Source organism: Cronobacter universalis NCTC 9529 (assembly GCF_001277175.1).
Classification (GTDB): Bacteria; Pseudomonadota; Gammaproteobacteria; order Enterobacterales; family Enterobacteriaceae; genus Cronobacter; species Cronobacter universalis.
Genome location: NZ_CP012258.1, coordinates 85,353 through 101,541, shown reverse-complemented (window position 1 = coordinate 101,541; position 16,189 = coordinate 85,353). Strand labels below are relative to the sequence as shown.

The 16,189-nt window shown below is 58.0% G+C and carries 17 protein-coding genes; 8 read left to right on the top strand and 9 right to left on the bottom strand.

Going from position 1 to position 16,189, the window contains the following annotated elements; genetic code table 11:
- Positions 1-39: 39 nt before the first annotated feature.
- The 4 genes from dsbG to AFK65_RS20320 form a co-directional block, all read right to left on the bottom strand.
- Positions 40-789, bottom strand: coding sequence for a thiol:disulfide interchange protein DsbG (gene dsbG / locus AFK65_RS20335; protein WP_007705863.1), 750 nt, complete (start codon positions 787-789; stop codon positions 40-42).
- The gene (locus AFK65_RS20330; RefSeq protein WP_007705866.1) at positions 786-1,628 is read right to left on the bottom strand and encodes a thioredoxin family protein; all 843 of its coding nucleotides are present in this window, start codon (positions 1,626-1,628) and stop codon (positions 786-788) included. Before AFK65_RS20330 ends, dsbG begins: the two co-directional genes overlap by 4 nt.
- Before the next feature lie 46 nt (positions 1,629-1,674).
- A complete protein-coding gene (locus tag AFK65_RS20325; protein ID WP_071602587.1) occupies positions 1,675-2,064 on the bottom strand; it encodes a copper-binding protein in 390 nt (129 codons plus the stop codon).
- A 113-nt stretch (positions 2,065-2,177) separates the two neighbouring features.
- A complete protein-coding gene (locus tag AFK65_RS20320; RefSeq protein ID WP_007705870.1) occupies positions 2,178-2,438 on the bottom strand; it encodes a DUF2534 family protein in 261 nt (86 codons plus the stop codon).
- Positions 2,439-2,766: 328 nt separating this feature from the next.
- Between AFK65_RS20320 and AFK65_RS20315 the strand changes: the two genes are divergently transcribed.
- The 3 genes from AFK65_RS20315 to AFK65_RS20305 all read left to right on the top strand — a co-directional run bounded on the left by AFK65_RS20315 (position 2,767) and on the right by AFK65_RS20305 (position 4,143).
- Positions 2,767-3,156, top strand: coding sequence for a hypothetical protein (locus tag AFK65_RS20315; protein ID WP_032805190.1), 390 nt, complete (start codon positions 2,767-2,769; stop codon positions 3,154-3,156).
- 103 nt (positions 3,157-3,259) lie between these two features.
- A complete protein-coding gene (locus AFK65_RS20310; protein ID WP_007705872.1) occupies positions 3,260-3,781 on the top strand; it encodes an SMI1/KNR4 family protein in 522 nt (173 codons plus the stop codon).
- A 116-nt stretch (positions 3,782-3,897) separates the two neighbouring features.
- On the top strand, positions 3,898-4,143 hold the full coding sequence (locus tag AFK65_RS20305) for a YmjA family protein (protein ID WP_007705875.1): 246 nt from the start codon (positions 3,898-3,900) through the stop codon (positions 4,141-4,143).
- A 66-nt stretch (positions 4,144-4,209) separates the two neighbouring features.
- Here the strand turns inward: AFK65_RS20305 and eitC are convergent, their stop codons facing one another.
- From eitC to eitA, 3 genes are read right to left on the bottom strand one after another with little or no spacing between them, the layout of a single operon-like run.
- Positions 4,210-4,968: a siderophore ABC transporter ATP-binding protein EitC gene (gene eitC / locus AFK65_RS20300; RefSeq protein WP_007705877.1), complete on the bottom strand. Its 759-nt coding sequence runs from the start codon at positions 4,966-4,968 to the stop codon at positions 4,210-4,212.
- Positions 4,965-6,005 (bottom strand): FecCD family ABC transporter permease, encoded by a 1,041-nt coding sequence (locus AFK65_RS20295; RefSeq protein ID WP_038858832.1) that lies wholly within the window; start codon positions 6,003-6,005, stop codon positions 4,965-4,967. The genes eitC and AFK65_RS20295 overlap by 4 nt, the downstream gene beginning before the upstream one ends.
- Entirely contained in the window at positions 6,005-7,012 is a 1,008-nt protein-coding gene (gene eitA / locus AFK65_RS20290) for a siderophore ABC transporter substrate-binding protein EitA (RefSeq protein ID WP_032805191.1), read from the bottom strand. The genes AFK65_RS20295 and eitA overlap by 1 nt, the downstream gene beginning before the upstream one ends.
- 240 nt (positions 7,013-7,252) lie before the next feature.
- Here eitA and AFK65_RS20285 point away from each other — a divergent pair, with 240 nt between their 5' ends.
- The 5 genes from AFK65_RS20285 to AFK65_RS20265 all read left to right on the top strand — a co-directional run bounded on the left by AFK65_RS20285 (position 7,253) and on the right by AFK65_RS20265 (position 14,869).
- Positions 7,253-8,488, top strand: coding sequence for an MDR family MFS transporter (locus tag AFK65_RS20285; protein ID WP_038858830.1), 1,236 nt, complete (start codon positions 7,253-7,255; stop codon positions 8,486-8,488).
- A gap of 179 nt (positions 8,489-8,667) precedes the next feature.
- Positions 8,668-9,501 carry a BglG family transcription antiterminator LicT gene (gene licT, locus AFK65_RS20280; RefSeq protein WP_007705894.1) on the top strand — a complete coding sequence of 278 codons (834 nt, stop codon included), beginning with the start codon at positions 8,668-8,670 and terminating at the stop codon, positions 9,499-9,501.
- A gap of 137 nt (positions 9,502-9,638) precedes the next feature.
- Complete coding sequence (bglF, locus tag AFK65_RS20275) at positions 9,639-11,477, top strand: PTS beta-glucoside transporter subunit IIABC (RefSeq protein WP_038858828.1); 1,839 nt, start codon at positions 9,639-9,641, stop codon at positions 11,475-11,477.
- A gap of 15 nt (positions 11,478-11,492) precedes the next feature.
- Positions 11,493-12,884: a glycoside hydrolase family 1 protein gene (locus tag AFK65_RS20270; RefSeq protein ID WP_007705901.1), complete on the top strand. Its 1,392-nt coding sequence runs from the start codon at positions 11,493-11,495 to the stop codon at positions 12,882-12,884.
- A gap of 1,001 nt (positions 12,885-13,885) precedes the next feature.
- Positions 13,886-14,869: a tyrosine-type recombinase/integrase gene (locus AFK65_RS20265; protein WP_032805193.1), complete on the top strand. Its 984-nt coding sequence runs from the start codon at positions 13,886-13,888 to the stop codon at positions 14,867-14,869.
- 29 nt (positions 14,870-14,898) lie between these two features.
- Here the strand turns inward: AFK65_RS20265 and AFK65_RS20260 are convergent, their stop codons facing one another.
- Complete coding sequence (locus AFK65_RS20260) at positions 14,899-15,573, bottom strand: SDR family oxidoreductase (protein ID WP_038858826.1); 675 nt, start codon at positions 15,571-15,573, stop codon at positions 14,899-14,901.
- 45 nt (positions 15,574-15,618) lie between these two features.
- On the bottom strand, positions 15,619-16,179 hold the full coding sequence (locus AFK65_RS20255; protein ID WP_007705913.1) for a histidine phosphatase family protein: 561 nt from the start codon (positions 16,177-16,179) through the stop codon (positions 15,619-15,621).
- Positions 16,180-16,189 lie beyond the last annotated feature (10 nt).

Here is a 16,189-nt window from a genome sequence, read left to right as displayed (position 1 = left end):
TTGCGGTGAAGGGCCACCCGTAAAGGCGGCCCTTTTTCATTACTTACACGCCACCAGATCGGCCATCTGCTCCGCGTTCGGCAGGCCGACAATCTGCTGGAGCAGCCGGTCTTTATTGAGATAGTAAATGGCCGGCGTCCCGTTCGCGCCCAGTTGCGCCATTAACTGCTGGTTATACTGGATCTGCTTAAAAGCCGTGGGGGAGGTTTTCTCCGGCAGCGCCGGTTTGGTCTTACCGGCTGAGCTTTCAAGATCCTGCCAGGTTTTTTGCGGGTCGTCGGAGGCCAGCACCGCCGCGGCATAGCGCCCGCTCTCCGGGCGGATCACGCCTACCAGCAGCGTTTTCAGGCTGATGCTCTTATCTTTGAGATACGGCTGCGCCTGCTCCCAGAACTTATGGCAGTAAGGGCAGAACGGATCGGCGAACACCACTACCTTGCAGGCGGCCTGCTCGCTGCCTTCCTGAATGCCCTTCGCCTGATCCAGCGTTTTCCACATTTCGCGGCCCGCCGGGATGTACAGCTCGTCGTTAATCAGCTTTTCGCTGAGATTATTGCCCTGCGCGTCATACATATAGCCGGTGATGACATGCTTTTTGTCCGGCGTCAGGTAGAGCGTCACGCCGGTGTCCTGATATTTACCAAGCCACGCCTGAACGCCGCCCGGCGCGGTGAAAGGTTTGATAATCGTAATGCCCTGTTTCTCCATCTGTTTTACTGGCTCCGGTAAATCATCAGCCTGCGCATGGAACGCGGCGAGCAGCGCGCCCGCCATCAGTAACTTTTTCATTGTCTGTCCTTATTCATCGTCTGAGAGAGGGCTGCGCCGGCGTTATCCAGCGCGCCCAGCAGTTCCGTTTTATTCAGCAGCGAAGAGAGCGCCTCGCCATCAGGTGTCGTGGTGCCGAAAACGGCGTTAAACGGAATGCCGCCTGCGCCGTGGCGGCGCAAAAATGTTTCAATTTCCGAAGATGGCTTGCTCCAGTTGCCCTGTAGCAGCACAACGTCACTCTGTTGCAGCGCTTTTACAACATCCGGGCGGCGCAGTACCATGACTTCATTGACCTTACAGTTCCGGCACCAGTCCGCGGTGATATCCACCAGCACCCGTTTATGCCCGCCGAGCAGCGCCACCGCGACGGCCTGCCAGAACAGCGGCGCGCCGTCAGGTTTTACCGTCATCTGCTGGCTGGTGGCCCCACTACTGAGGACCAGCGAAACCGCCTGAATACGGTGGGCGTCCGCAGGCTCGCCACGATCGTTGAGGGCCGTGAAATGCGCCGTGAGCGTGTCGCCGTCCGTTTCCAGTTGCGGAACCGAAAGCGACACGTTGTCAGGTTTATCGGCAAACAGCGCCGGTTGCGGCCAGTGCCAGGTGGTCTGCGCTGGTGTTGACCAGTCGATAACGGGCCGGAACCCGCCGTCCCCGGGCGTGCGCCAGTAGGTTTTCCAGCCTTTATCGAGCGTGATAGCCAGCAGCAGACGCACTTTGCCGTCGGCGGGCGCGCCGCTGCGTAGCTGAATATGGGCATGTGAAGGCTGCGCCGGTGGCAGCCAGCCGCTGTCCGCAGCCCAGGCCGCAGACACGCTAAGCACCAGAAGCCACAGGCTCCTGAAAAGCATTTTCATCTGTTTTCTCCATGAATAATTAACCGAACAGGACGAACCCGGTCAGTCATTCACGGAACACGCAGTTTTTAAGGTGTATTCGCCGTTGTGGAGGGCGGGGGATCGCATCCGGCAGGGCGCGGACGTTCACCGCGATCAGCACGGCAAGCAGGATAACCAGCAGGCCGGGCCAGAGAAGGATAGTGTCGAAGTGGAGCGGCTGCGCGGCAAGCAGCGAGTGCGCGCTGAGTTCACAGGGGGAGAGCGACGGCGTGGTCGCCTCCGGGCCGCTGTCTGGCGCGCTGAGACTGAGCGCGGCCGCTTTGACCTGCATCTGGTGCAGAATGCTGGCGCGCTGGGTCAGGCAAATCAGCATCACGCAACAGGCAATGACCAAAAGCAGGGTTGCTTTCAGTTGCCGGTTTTTTGTGTAAGCGGAGCCTGCGGTCGTTATCATCGGCAAAAGAATAGTGAGCGCCCGGTTATCGGGCAAGCGCTGTTTTGTAAAATGATCATGACAATTCGCGCCAGTCCATTCAGCGCGGCAATAAAACCCGCCCGAACGCAAACTCAGCCGCGATCGTCCTTTGGCCCCAGAAAGTAGAACGCGAAGGGAAGCGAGATGATAAACGAGAACGGCACGCTGTAAATCAGCACCCACGCGCCCTGTATGATAAACATCGACGCGCTCCAGTGCTCCATCGGCATGTTGTACTGCTCTTCAACACCTTCAAACGTGACGCGGGAGACGACCGTCAGTACGGTGATGAAGACGATCACCAGCGCCGTCAGAAATTTTTTCCCGTCACGGGTACGCAGTTTTTCAAGCATGATCTCTCCGGTTTGTTTTCCCGCGGTGTTTTGGCGTTTGTACCGGCTGGCGACGCCATGTGGTTGCATAGACAGCGGGAATGAAAAGTGGCGCAAGTGTATCGTAAATGGCAGGCGAATGTTACGGTCTGGAGGGAGATGTGGCGGCGCGCAAAGGGTTTTTTATTAGTGCGCGCAATCTATCTTATGTTAAATATATATATTATGGCCGATAATTTCAGGTTTTCAGTTGCCACTCTTCTCCGTGTGATGCTTACTATGAAACGTTTATCACAAATCCGGGTCCTGCGCTTATCAACAGCGTAAACGATAAAGAGAAAGGCATTTTATGGCAGCTCCAGAACTGACATTTTATGAGGATGATGAAGGAATTTCCGTTGACCTGGTGTTGTCGGCGTTCGGCGAAAGCCCTGTCCAGTGCATAAATCTGGATGCTGATACAGTCGATAAAAAATACCAAGCTGATATTGATTTTCTTATTGAGAAGCAAAATAGTTTTCTTGTGAAGATTACTGAGGAAGCCAGGGAATACTGTCAGCGAGTGTATGGTTGCGCTGCAAAAAATCTGCTCCTGATAAAAATTTATCTTTCTCCCGAGACGGAAAAAAGCTTTGGATTTATGTTTTCTGTCGATGTGGATCCCGAACACGGATTGGGATTGAAATTCAATGGGTTGCAGTTGATGAAAACAGGCAGTAGCGAAACGGCATTTTTATAGTATTTTAAAGCTATCTGGCGTGAAATTATTTTTATCCGTCAAGATAAAATCTTTCCTGGTAGATTGACTCTGCCAGTAACCCTAATTCAGAGAAGGAAAAACCATGCCAGTCTCCTGTGGGAAAATGATTACAGAAGCCGACATCCAGCGCCTGGAAAAGACATACCGCATCAGCTTGCCAGAAGATTATAAAACGTTCCTTCTGTTAAATAATGGCTTTGTGGTTAAAAGCCCGGATTACTGTAATTTAGCGTATCGCGGTGTCGATGAGGGCGCGATTGCTTTTAATGCCCTGTTTGGGATGCAAACGAAAAACGATTATTATGATGTCATTTATAATAACGATGAGCTATTAAGCGAACTGGATTTTATCGACAGCAAATTAATCATCGGCGACGATCCGGGCGGCAACTATTTTTTGCTGCTGAATGGGGAACACCAGAAAGGCCTGTTTTACTGGGACAGAACGCATCTGCATGCGGAAGATACCCTTCAACAGTTTGAAATACCCGAGCAAGATGAGTGCGGAAACCTTTACAGGCTAAGCGACACATTTACAGCATTTTTTGAAATGATTTCCGAACAAACGCTTGCTCAGGGCATGAAGGTCAATCGCGATTTGTAAGATTATTACTGACCCCGCTTCGCCATTTTCCGCGCCAGCGCGCAGCCAGAAATGGTACTATCTTACTCATAACGCCCTGTACTGACAGGCATAAACACCACCATCAGGAACGCCCTATGAGTAATGATATTCCTATCAAGTTTTATGACATCGCTGACGAGTACGCGACGGAAACAGAGCTGCCGGTAAGCGATGCGGAGCGCGATCGCCTGGCGCACTACTTTCAGCTGTTAATCACCCGACTGATGAACAACGAAGAGATCAGCGAAGAAGCGCAGCATGAGATGGCCCGCGAAGCGGGGATCCCTGAAGCGCATATCGATGAGATTGCGAACTTCCTGAATCAGTGGGGCAACGAGTAACGTCCCTGCGCCTCTGCGAAAACAAAACGGCCCCTTTACGGGGCCGTTTTACGTTACGGTTTCTGGTTACACAAAGTGGATGTGCTTCTTGCCGTGATGGGGTGAAACCTCAATACGCGCATCCACCTTGAAGACCTGGCGCAGCATCGCCTCCGTCAGCACCTCATCCGGCGTGCCGCTCGCCACCACCTGGCCGCCCTGCATCACAATCAGCGCATCGCAGAACATCGCGGCGTGGTTGAGATCGTGCAGCGCCACAATGCTCGTCACCGGCAGCTCGCTGATGAGGCGCATCAGGTGCATCTGGTGATGAATATCGAGATGGTTGGTCGGCTCATCCAGCAGAATCTCGCCGGGCGACTGCGCCAGCGCGCGGGCGATATGTACGCGCTGCCGCTCGCCGCCGGAAAGATGCTGCCATCCGTCGTCGCGACGGTCGAACATGTCCACGCGCTCCAGCGCCTGGCGCACTATTTCGTCATCCTGGTGAGTCCAGGACGAGAGCGGCGAATGGTGCGGGATCCGCCCAAGCTTCACCACGTCGCGCACGCGAATGTTGGCGTCGGTCATCGCGTGCTGTTCAACGAACGCCACGCGCTGCGCCAGCTTTTTCCTGGACAACCGCGCGATATCGCCCTCATCCAGCAGCACTCTGCCCGCATCCGGGCGGCGAAGCCCGGCGAGAATGCGCAGCAGCGACGATTTCCCGGAGCCGTTGGGGCCGAGCAGGCCGAGCGTCTGCCCGGTCGGCACGCTCAGCGACACGTTATTCACGATGCGTTTTTTGCCTGCCGACCAGCTGATGTTTTCCGCGCGGATGCTCATGAGAATCTCCTTGAGCGATACAGGATCACCGCAAAGAACGGTACGCCGACCAGCGCGGTGACCACGCCCACCGGCAGGCTCTGCGGCGCTATCAGCGTACGCGAGGCGATATCCGCCAGCACCATCAGGATAGCGCCCATCATCGCGCAGGCGATAAGCAACCGGCGATGCAGCGGCCCGAAGAAATAGCGCATCACGTGCGGCACCACCAGCCCGACAAAACCAATCGAGCCCGCCATGCTGACGATGGCCGCCGTCATCAGCGCCGTCACCGCGAAGAGGATCAGGCGCACGTAACCGACCGGAATGCCGAGCGACGCCGCGGCGTCATCGCCAAAGGTAAAGGCGTCCAGCGCTTTGGCGTGCCACAGGCAGACCGCCAGCCCAAGGACGACAACCGCCAGCACCAGCTGAAATTCCGGCCAGCGCACGCCGCTGAAGCTGCCGAGCAGCCAGAACATCACGTCGCGCGCCTGCTGGGCGCTGGCGGCGGTACTGATGGTATAGGCGGTAATCGCGTTGAAAAGCTGGGAGGCGGCGACGCCCGCCAGGATGGTGCGCTCATTGCCGCCTCGCGCGCCGTTGGTCAGGAGCGCCACGAACGCGAACGCGGCGAACGCGCCGGTAAACGCGCCCGCGGAGAGCGATACCGCCCCGCTGCCGATGCCGAGCACCACGACCGACACCGCGCCGGTCGACGCGCCGGCGGAAACGCCGAGCACGTAGGGTTCCGCCAGCGCGTTTTTCAGCAGGCTTTGCAGCACCGCGCCGCAAATGGCGAGGCCCGCGCCGCTACACGCGGCCACCAGCGCCCGGCTGAGACGAAAATCCCAGATAACCGTCTCATGGATGCGGTTAAGCGGCACGGCCGTCAGTCCGAGCTTATTGGTCACCGCCGCAAAGGTGGTTTGCAGCGGAATGGAGAGTTCGCCGATGCCCACGCTCAGCGCGATCACCAGCGCCAGCACGACCACAGAGAGCGCCAGCAGGAGGAGCGCCGGCAGACGCCGGGTGACGGTTAAAGAGACGTCCGCCATCAGTTCAGTCCGAGCTTCTCAAGCTGTGCCGCCACCTGCTCCGCGCCATAGAGCGTGCGGATGGTCGGGTTCATCGCCTGTCCGTCCATCACCACGATATGCCCCTTTTTCACCGCGTCGAGCTGGCTGACCGCCGGATCGGTTTTCAGGAACTGGATTTTCGCGTCGGCGTTATCCAGCGCCCAGCGGTTGCGGTCGAGGCTGGAAACAACAATCACATCCGGGTTGGCGGCGATGATGCTCTCCCAGCTCAGCGTCGGCCACTCGCTTTCAGAGGTAATCGCGTTATGACCGCCCAGCAGGTGCGCGATGTAGCCTGAGGCGCTGTTTTTGCCGCCGACGTAGGCGTCCGCCGACGGCGATGCGCTGGAGAACCAGAAGAGATACGAGAGGTTCTTGTGATTTTTGCCGAATTTCGCTTTCAGGGCCGCTTCGCGGGCTTTGAAATCTTTGGTCAATGCTTCGCCGCGCGCCTCGACGTTAAAAATCTTCGCCAGATCGTCTATCTCTTTATACAGCAGCGTCATATCCCACAGCTGTTTACGGCTGCCGTAGATATCGCGGGTATCTTTGGTGGTGGCGCAGACGCCGGGCGACAGATAACTGTTCACGCCCACCGCCGCGAAATCTTCACGCTTCGCCACTTTGCTGTCCGGGCCCAGCAGCAGCGGGAGCTGTGCGGCGACAAAATCCGGGTTCTGCGCGAGGATCGACTCCAGCGTCGGGATCTCCACCGTCAGCAGTTTAACTTTCTCATTCTGTTTTGCGAGCTGCGGCAGGACTTTCGTGGGCCAGAAGGCGCTGGCGGCCATTTTGTCTTCCAGACCCAGCAGCAGCATGATTTCGGCGGTGTTCTGCCCGAGCGCCACCACGCGCTCCGGCGCCTGGGTGAAGGTGACTTTCATCCCGCAGTTATCAAGGGTCAGCGGGTATTGCGTGGCCAGGACGGGCGCCGAAGCGGCGCAAAGCAGGCCGAGCGCCAGCGCGTTCTTTACTAAAGCATTCATCAACATCAACCTTAACGTGGATTTATCGCCGCATGCCGCACGGAAATGGTTACGGGCCGGACAAATTAGAATTTGTATTATGTAAATGAAAATCATTCTTAAGAGGAGGTCTTATACCGGGGCGCCTGCGGGAAGTCAATATCGTCTCACTGACGGTTTTCGTCAGGCGAAAGTTGCCAGAGACGGCGCAAATATGTTTTAAGTGAGCCCTCACTTTTTCTGAACAGTTATGCGGTCTTCATGTCCACTCATGCACCCCATGCCGCGAGGCACACCTCTCCTTATCTGCTCTCCGCCAGCCAGCTGGTGTTTAACATCGGTTTTTATGCGGTAGTGCCGTTTCTGGCGATTTATCTGCGCGACGATATGCTGCTCTCCGGCGGGCTTATCGGCGCCATTATCGGGCTGCGCACGTTTTCGCAACAGGGCATGTTTCTGCTGGGCGGCGCGCTTTCCGACCGCTACGGCGCGCGCGCCATTATTCTGTGCGGCTGCGTGGTGCGCATTACGGGCTATCTGCTGCTGGCGCTGGGCGACTCCCTGTGGACGGTGGTGCCCGGCGCGTGTCTGACGGGCGTCGGCGGCGCGCTGTTTTCGCCGTCGATTGAATCGCTGATGGCGCAGGCCGGTACGCGCAGCGAGGCGGAAGGCAAACGCAGCCGCGCCGAGTGGTTCGCGCTCTTTGCGGTATGCGGCGAGCTGGGCGCGGTGCTCGGCCCGGTGCTTGGCTCGCTGATGGCCGGTTTTGGTTTTAAAACGATGGCGCTCGCGGGCGCGGGCGTGTTTATCGTCGCGCTGGCGGCGCTGTTTATGCTGCTGCCCCGCACGCCGCATCGCGACGGGCCGCTGCACATCGCGCCCTGGTGGCAAACCTTTCAGCAGCCGCGCTTCGTGGCGTTTATCCTCGCTTACAGCGCCTATCTTTTCAGCTACAACCAGCTGTACCTGGCGCTGCCGGTGGAGCTGCGCCGCGCCGGCAGCAGCGATGCCGCGCTCGGGCCGCTCTTTATTCTCGCGTCGCTGCTGATCATTACGCTGCAACTGCCGCTCGCGCGCGTTTCGCGCCGTTTCGGGGCCGCGCGCATGTTACCGCTGGGTTTCGCGCTGCTGGCGGCCTCGTTTGTCAGCGTGGCGCTGTTTGCCCCGTCCCCGCCCTTCGCCGGCTGGCTGCGGCTGCTGCCCGCGGCGTGTATGGTGACGCTCCTGACGCTGGGGCAGATGATTATTGTCCCGGTGGGCATGGATCTGGTTCCCCGCTTTGCCGCAGGCCGTAATCTGGGCGCGCACTACGGCGCGCTGGCCTCGATGGGCGGCGTGGCGGTGCTGGCCGGGAATTTCATACTGGGCGACGCGCTGGATAACGCGCTGACGCCGGGCCCGCAGGCAGCGGTGCCGTGGCTCCTGCTGGCGGTGTTCCCGCTGTGCAGCGCGCTGGCGATGGCCGTGTTGTGTCGCTTTTACGCGCCAAAGGGGTAAGGCGCGTCGTCTGGTTATTAAATGTCCATAGCCGCGCTGGCTCACGTTTTTCAGGAGGATATATTGAGCTGGTGAATAAAAGTGCTAAGGTGAGATGACTGGATTGTCACTGCTGCGGCAGGCAAAACCTGATTTCTGGCGCGTGCCGGAGGTCAGGTTTTTTTGTTTCCGGGGTTCGGATGAAGATCGCCAAAATTCTTAATAACAATGCCGTGTTTGTGCTGGATGCGCAGGGGCGCGAGCAGGTCGTGATGGGCCGCGGCCTGGCTTTTCAGAAGCGTACAGGCGATGAGCTCGACGCCACGCGCATTGAAAAGGTGTTCGCGCTGCAAAGTGATGAACTGGTGCGCCGCCTCGGCGAACTGCTGGGCCAGATCCCGCTTGAGGTCATGACCACCTGCGATCGCATCATCGCGCTGGCCACGGAGCGGCTCGGCCGGTTGCAGGACAGTCTCTATGTGACGCTGACCGACCACTGCCACTACGCCATCGAACGCCAGAAAAAGGGCCTGGCGATCAAAAACGTGCTGCTGTGGGAGATAAAACGGCTCTACCCGAAAGAGTATGCGCTGGGTCAGGAGGCGCGGGCCATAATAGCCCGGCGGCTCAATGTGGAACTGCCCGAGGATGAAGCGGGGTTTATCGCGCTGCACCTGGTGACGGCGCAGCTCAACAGCGAAATGCCCGAGGTGATGCACGTCACCCGCGTGATGCAGGAGATCCTGCAACTGGTGAAGTATCAGCTTCAGCTGGAATACGATGAAGAGTCGCTGAGTTATCAGCGTTTTGTCACCCATCTGAAGTTTTTCGCGCAGCGAATGCTCACCCGCACCGTGGTGGCGGATGACGATCTCTCGCTGCATTCGGCGGTGAAAGATAACTATCCGCAGGCCTGGCGCTGCGCGGAGAAGATTTCCGGTTATCTCAGTAAAAGCTACCAGCGCGAGCTGACGGCGGAAGAGATGATGTTTCTGGCGATTCATATCGAGCGGGTAAGAAAAGAAGGGCGTTAAGCCCCGGCCTCTGGGCCATATAAAAAGGATTGTGACTGCCTCGGCAGGCAAAACCTGAGCGCGGTGTCCGGTAAACGGGCGCCGTTCTCGGGTTTTTTTATGTCTAAAACTCAGTTAACGCATTGAAGGAAAACGGAATGGACTATCAGGCATTAGCACAGGATATTCTCGCCCGCGTGGGCGGCAGAGAGAATATCAGCAGCGTTATCCATTGCGCCACGCGTCTGCGCTTCAGGCTTAAAGATAACGGCAGGGCCGATGCGCAGGGTCTGAAAGCGCATCCGGGCGTCATCATGGTGGTGGAGAGCGGCGGCCAGTTCCAGGTGGTGATCGGCAATCATGTGCATGACGTCTGGCTGGCGGTCTGCCGCGAGGCGGGCATTACCGAAGACGCGCCACGCGGCAGCCTGCTGGCGCGCCTTATCGATATTGTTTCCGGTATCTTTACGCCGTTTATCGGCGTGCTGGCGGCCTCGGGTATTCTGAAAGGATTGCTGGCGATCGCGGTTGTCTGCGGCTGGCTCAACACCACCAGCGCCACCTATAAAATCTGGTTCGCCGCGAGCGACGCGCTGTTCTTTTTCTTTCCGCTGGTGCTGGGCTACACCGCCGGGAAAAAGTTCGGCGGCAATCCGTTTATCACCATGACCATCGGCGGCGCGCTGACGCACCCGACAATGATCGCCGCCTTCCAGGCGAGCCAGCAGGCGGGCGCGATAACGGAGACGTTTCTCGGCGTGCCGGTTATCTGGTTCAACTACAGCGCCTCGGTTATCCCGATTATTTTCGCCGCCTGGGTAAGCTGCTGGCTGGAGAAACAGGGCAACCGGCTGCTGCCCTCCGCCGTTAAAAATTTCTTCACTCCCCTGCTCTGCCTGGGGGCCACTGTGCCGCTCACCTTTCTGATTATCGGCCCGGTCGCCACCTGGCTCAGCCAGATACTCGCGAACGGCTATCAGTTTATCTACGCCTTCGCGCCGTGGCTGGCGGGCGCGGCGGCGGGCGCGTTATGGCAGGTGTGCGTGATTTTCGGGCTGCACTGGGGGCTGGTGCCGCTGATGGTCAATAACCTGGCGGTGCTCGGGCAGGATTCGCTGTTGCCGATGCTGCTGCCGGCGATTATGGGCCAGGTGGGCGCGGCGCTCGCCATCTTTTTACGCAGCCGCGACGCGCGCCAGAAAACGCTGGCCGGTTCGGCCGTCACCGCCGGAATTTTCGGCATTACCGAGCCTGCGGTGTATGGCGTTAACCTGCCGCTGCGCCGGCCGTTTATTTTCGGCTGCGTGGCGGGCGCGGTCGGCGGCGCGATTGTCGGCTTCAGCCACAGTCACGTTTACTCGTTCGGGTTCGCCAGTATCTTTACGCTGGCGCAGATGATCCCGCCGGGCGGCGTGGATGCGACGCTCTGGGGAGGCGTATTCGGCACGCTGACGGCGCTGGCGCTCGCCTGCGGGTTAACGCTGGTCGCCGGGCTGCCGGGGCGTACAGAAGAGGCCGCCTGCGCTTCGGAAACCGCGCCGCAGAATGCCGCGCTGGCGCCGCTCAGCGGTACGGTGCTGGCGCTCGCCGACGTGCCGGACCCGACGTTCGCCAGCGGCCTGCTGGGCGCGGGCGTTGCCATTATCCCTTCTGATAATGAGGTGCGCGCGCCGTTCGCGGGCAGCGTGGCGTCGCTGTTCGAGACGCGCCACGCCATTGGTTTACAGGGCGATAACGGCATGGAGCTGCTGATCCATGTCGGCATCAACACCGTCAAGCTGGAAGGCAAACTGTTTACCGCCCATGTGCGCGTGGGCGATCGCGTGCAGCCCGGCGACGTGCTGATTACTTTCGATCGTCAGGCCATTCTCGATGCAGGCTATGATTTAACCACCCCGATTATTATCAGCAACAGCGACAGCTACCGCGCGGTCACCACGGTGGCGGCCACGGCCGTCAGTGCAGGCATGCCGCTGCTGGCCGCTGAACCGGCTTAATCAAAGGAGAACACCATGAAAACATTTCCGGACGGCTTTCTGTGGGGCGGCGCGGTTGCCGCAAACCAGGTGGAAGGCGCTTATCTTACGGATGGCAAAGGGCTTTCCACCTCTGACGTGCAGCCTGAAGGCATTTTAGGCCCGGTGGTTGAGCGTGCGGCAGGCGACAGCGGTATTAAAGACGTGGCGATCGATTTTTATCACCGCTACCCGGAGGATATCGCGCTGTTTGCCGAAATGGGGTTCAGCTGCCTGCGCGTTTCCATCGGCTGGACGCGTATCTTCCCGAATGGCGACGAGCATGAGCCCAACGAGGCGGGACTGGCGTTCTACGACAAGCTCTTTGACGAACTGGCGGCGCATAACATTACGCCTCTGGTGACGTTGTCACATTATGAGATGCCCTGGGGGCTGGTGACGCAGTATGGCGGCTGGGGGAACCGCGAGACGATCGGCTTTTTCGAACGTTACGCGCGCACCGTGTTCACCCGTTACCGGAATAAGGTCAAACTGTGGCTGACCTTTAACGAAATTAATATGTCGTTGCACGCGCCGATGACCGGCGTCGGCCTGCCGGAAGAGAGTACGCAGGCGCAGATTTATCAGGCTATCCACCATCAGCTGGTAGCGAGCGCGCTGGCGGTGAAGGCGTGCCACGAGATTATCCCGGATGCGAAAATCGGCAATATGCTGCTTGGCGGCCTGATGTATCCGCTTACCTGCAAGCCGGACGATGTCTTCGCGGCATTGCAGGAGAACCGCACCTGGCAGTTCTTCGGCGATATCCAGTGTCGCGGCGCCTACCCCGGCTACATGCTGCGTTATTTCCGCGATAACGGTATCTCCCTCGACATCACTGATGAAGATCGCGCGGCCCTGCGCTCGACGGTCGATTTCATCTCCTTCAGTTACTATATGACCGGCTGCGTGACGACTGACGAGGCGCTGAATCAGCAGGCGCGCGGCAACATCCTGAATATGGTGCCGAACCCGCATCTGCAAAGCTCCGAGTGGGGCTGGCAAATCGATCCTGTCGGGCTGCGCACGCTGCTGAACGTGCTCTGGGATCGCTATCAGAAGCCGCTGTTTATCGTCGAGAACGGCCTTGGCGCGAAAGACCGCGTGGAGGCGGATGGCGCCATTAACGACGACTACCGCATCAATTATCTGAACGATCATCTGGTGCAGGTGCGCGAGGCGATTGAGGACGGCGTGGACGTCATGGGCTACACCAGCTGGGGGCCGATTGATCTGGTAAGCGCCTCGAAAGCCGAGCTGTCGAAACGTTACGGATTTATCTACGTGGACCGCCACGACGACGGCAGCGGCACCCTCGCCCGCAGCCGTAAGAAAAGCTTCTACTGGTATAAAGACGTGATTGCCAGCAACGGTGGGTCGCTGCGCTGAATCACCCAAGACTCTGGCGGGCTGGTATGCCCGCCGTTTTCTCACTTTCAACGGGGCTGGTTTTTTTAGCGGTTGGTTAAAAAAGAGAAAAATAATATTAGCATCGCTTAAGAATTTTCTTGGTTTCTGTAACCGGTCTCACTCTTTAAATCGGTTTCTTTCATTATTTTATCGTCTCTTTTTCTGCTTACATTTACTGATACTATCCTGACAATATCTTCATAATTGCTTAACTCAGATTAATAAAAGCGCTTTTCATCAGGCTTTAAAACGGTGTTTTAAATAAAAGGAATAAACAAAGAGATTCATTAACGCTGCCAGATATTTCACCATAGTGGTGAAAATATCATCATTTAAGCGCATGAATTAAGAGGTTTTTTTGGAGAGGCGGAAGCGTCGTCAGCCCTGATAACGCTTCCGGGAGATATGTTTAACGGCGTTTGCCGCCGCGGGTGGGCAGCGAACGCGATTTCACCAGAACCGTATGCTTATAAAAAGCATAGGCAATGATGGCAACCAAAAAGACGATCAATGCTATGGTCATATTGACGATAACCTTCCTGATGGTGTGACTATTTTAATAATGACGGTATATCATACATGAATCTATATTACAGATGCATCTTTATTATTTTTGCGGCCGTTTAGCCGGCGTTTAATAATATTCTATTCCACAATCCGTTATCGATAGCACGTTAAACCTGCTTCAGTTTCATCTCGGGTTAGCGGCGACACGTATTGGTAAGCGGTGAAAATTTCGCCTGCCGCTTCACGCTATCATAACCGCTACGTTCGGCGTCATAGTTTAAATGGATGACGCGACATCGCGCTTTTCTGACAGCTACGCCGGTGATTTCCCTGTCGCGCCGGGCATAATGATGGCTACTTATTAAAATGTACCTTTGAAAAAGTAGCTTTACCGTCAGGCGAGCTTCAGGGGATAATCCTGCTACTTTTCACGAGACGCTGAGTTCTTTTTGCGTGAATTTTATGGGGTGATGATGACCGGACTGCCTGATGACATTTTGCTGCCAGGCCCGTTGTCGGGCGCAGCGTTCAGCGCCCCCACGCCGCTTTCCGCGGGTGGCGAGGCGCGGCCCCTCAACCCGGCGATGGCGTACCTTTTAAGCCTGCCTTCTGCCGCGAGCCGGCAGACCATGCGATCGTTTTTACACATTGTGGCCGGGATGCTCGGTGCAGGCACTCTGCAGCACTGCCCCTGGGGCAGCCTGCGTCGTCATCATGTGCAGGGGCTGCTGGAGATGCTCTCGGCATCCGGCCGCGCGCCCGCCACGATCAATACCTATCTTTCCGCGCTGAAAGGCACCGCCCGCGAGGCGTGGATGATGAAGCTGATGGACACCGACAGCTATCAGCAGATCCTGGCGGTGCGCGCCGTGCGCGGCAGCCGTCTCACCCGTGGGCGAGCGCTCACAACGGAAGAGGTCGGCGCGCTGTTTGCTTTTTGTGAGCAGGATAAAAGCTGTAAAGGCCCGCGCGACGCGGCCATGCTGGCCGTAATGCTCGGCTGCGGATTGCGCCGTTCGGAAGTGGTCGGGCTGGACTATGAGAGCATCCTGGAGTCAGACCAGGCGCTGCGCGTGCTCGGAAAAGGCAATAAAGAGCGGCTGGCGTTTATGCCGGACGCCGTCTGGCAGCGGATCCGGTACTGGACTGACACCATACGCGGCGAGCATCCCGGCCCGCTGTTCACCCGCATTCGGGCCGGTGACGATGTCACCTCTGAACGTCTGACCCCGCAGGCGGTATACCATATTCTGAACGAACGCCGCACCCAGTGCGGCATCGATGACTGCGCGCCGCACGATCTTCGCCGCACGTTCGCCTCCATGATGCTCGATAACGGCGAAGATCTGATCACGGTGCGTGACGCGATGGGCCATGCGAGCGTCACAACGACCCAGAAATATGACCGTCGCGGCGATGCCCGTCTGCGCCGCGCGGCGAGTAAAATTCGGCTTTAAAAATGCCGCCCGCGATGGGGGATATCGCCTTACGGCGCAATCTCCCGCCCGAGATAATCGATAAACCGGCACTGTGGATTATCCAGCGCGGCGTTGATGACCTCTTTCAGCCCTGCCGCGCTCTCATCCACCGTCACCGGCGCGCGCTCGCCGCCCATATCGGTTTGTACCCAGCCGGGGTGCAGCAACAGCACGCTGCGTTTTCCCGGCAGCGCTTCGGTCACGGCAAACGAGCGCGCCAGCGAATTCAGCGCGCTTTTACTGGCGCGGTACAGCGCCATATCGCCGGTATCGTTATTCGTAAAGCTCGCGGTACCGGAGGACATAAAGGCGATGACGCCGCCTTCGCGGACCTGCGGCAGCATCGCCTGCGCCAGGCGCACCGGCGCGATGGCGTTGGTCAGGAATAACGAGGCGATCTCATCTTGCGTGGCTTGCGACACGCTCTGATGATCGGGGCCAAAAATACCGGCGTTGACGACCAGCGCGTCGAAGGTTACCGCGCTGAGTGTTTCCTTAAGGCGGGTGCAGCTCGCCGGGTCGGTCATATCCACAATGTGCGTCGTGATCCGCGGATGCGCGTCCTCTCGCTTTTTCCCGCGCACGGTCGCAATCACATCGGCGCCTGCGTCAGCGAACGCCCCGGCAAGGCCGCGGCCAATCCCGCGCGATGCGCCAATAATCAGTAAATGCTGTACAGTCATGGTGTTTTTACCTGCAATAATAATGGCCCGTACAGATGAGCCTGGCTAGTCCGCACGACGATAGACCCCCGCCCCCCAGTAGCCTTTATCCGGTTTGCGGATTTCACGCCAGCCGTGACGGATAAGCGTTCGGGCAATTAAACGATTCATCATGCCATGCCCCATCAGCAGCACCGGGTTTTGGGTGTTGCCGGCAAGCGTTGCCAGATTCTCCGCCGCCTTCGCCGCGCGCTGTTTTGCGGTGCGCAGCGTTTCAGCGTGGCCTGATAATCCGCACAGCCATAACACGCGAAAGATGCCGCTCCAGGCCAGCGGCGACAAACGTAGCCTGCCAACGTGATGCACCGGCAGTTCTGCCTCCCGGTATAACGCATCGATTTGCACTGGCTCACAACCAAGGGCTTTTAGCGAAGAAAGCGCGCGGGGTAAATCGCTGCTGATGACAATGCCTGCCCTGGCTGCTAACTCACGGCTTGCCTCAGGCGGTAAATCGGTTCCCGTATCGGCCTCGTCATAACGGCTTATCCAGCCTGGCATATCGCGGGAACCGAGCGCGTCTGAACGGACTATATCAGGCCTGCCGTGGCGCATCAGAATAATTTCCATATCTTCCTTT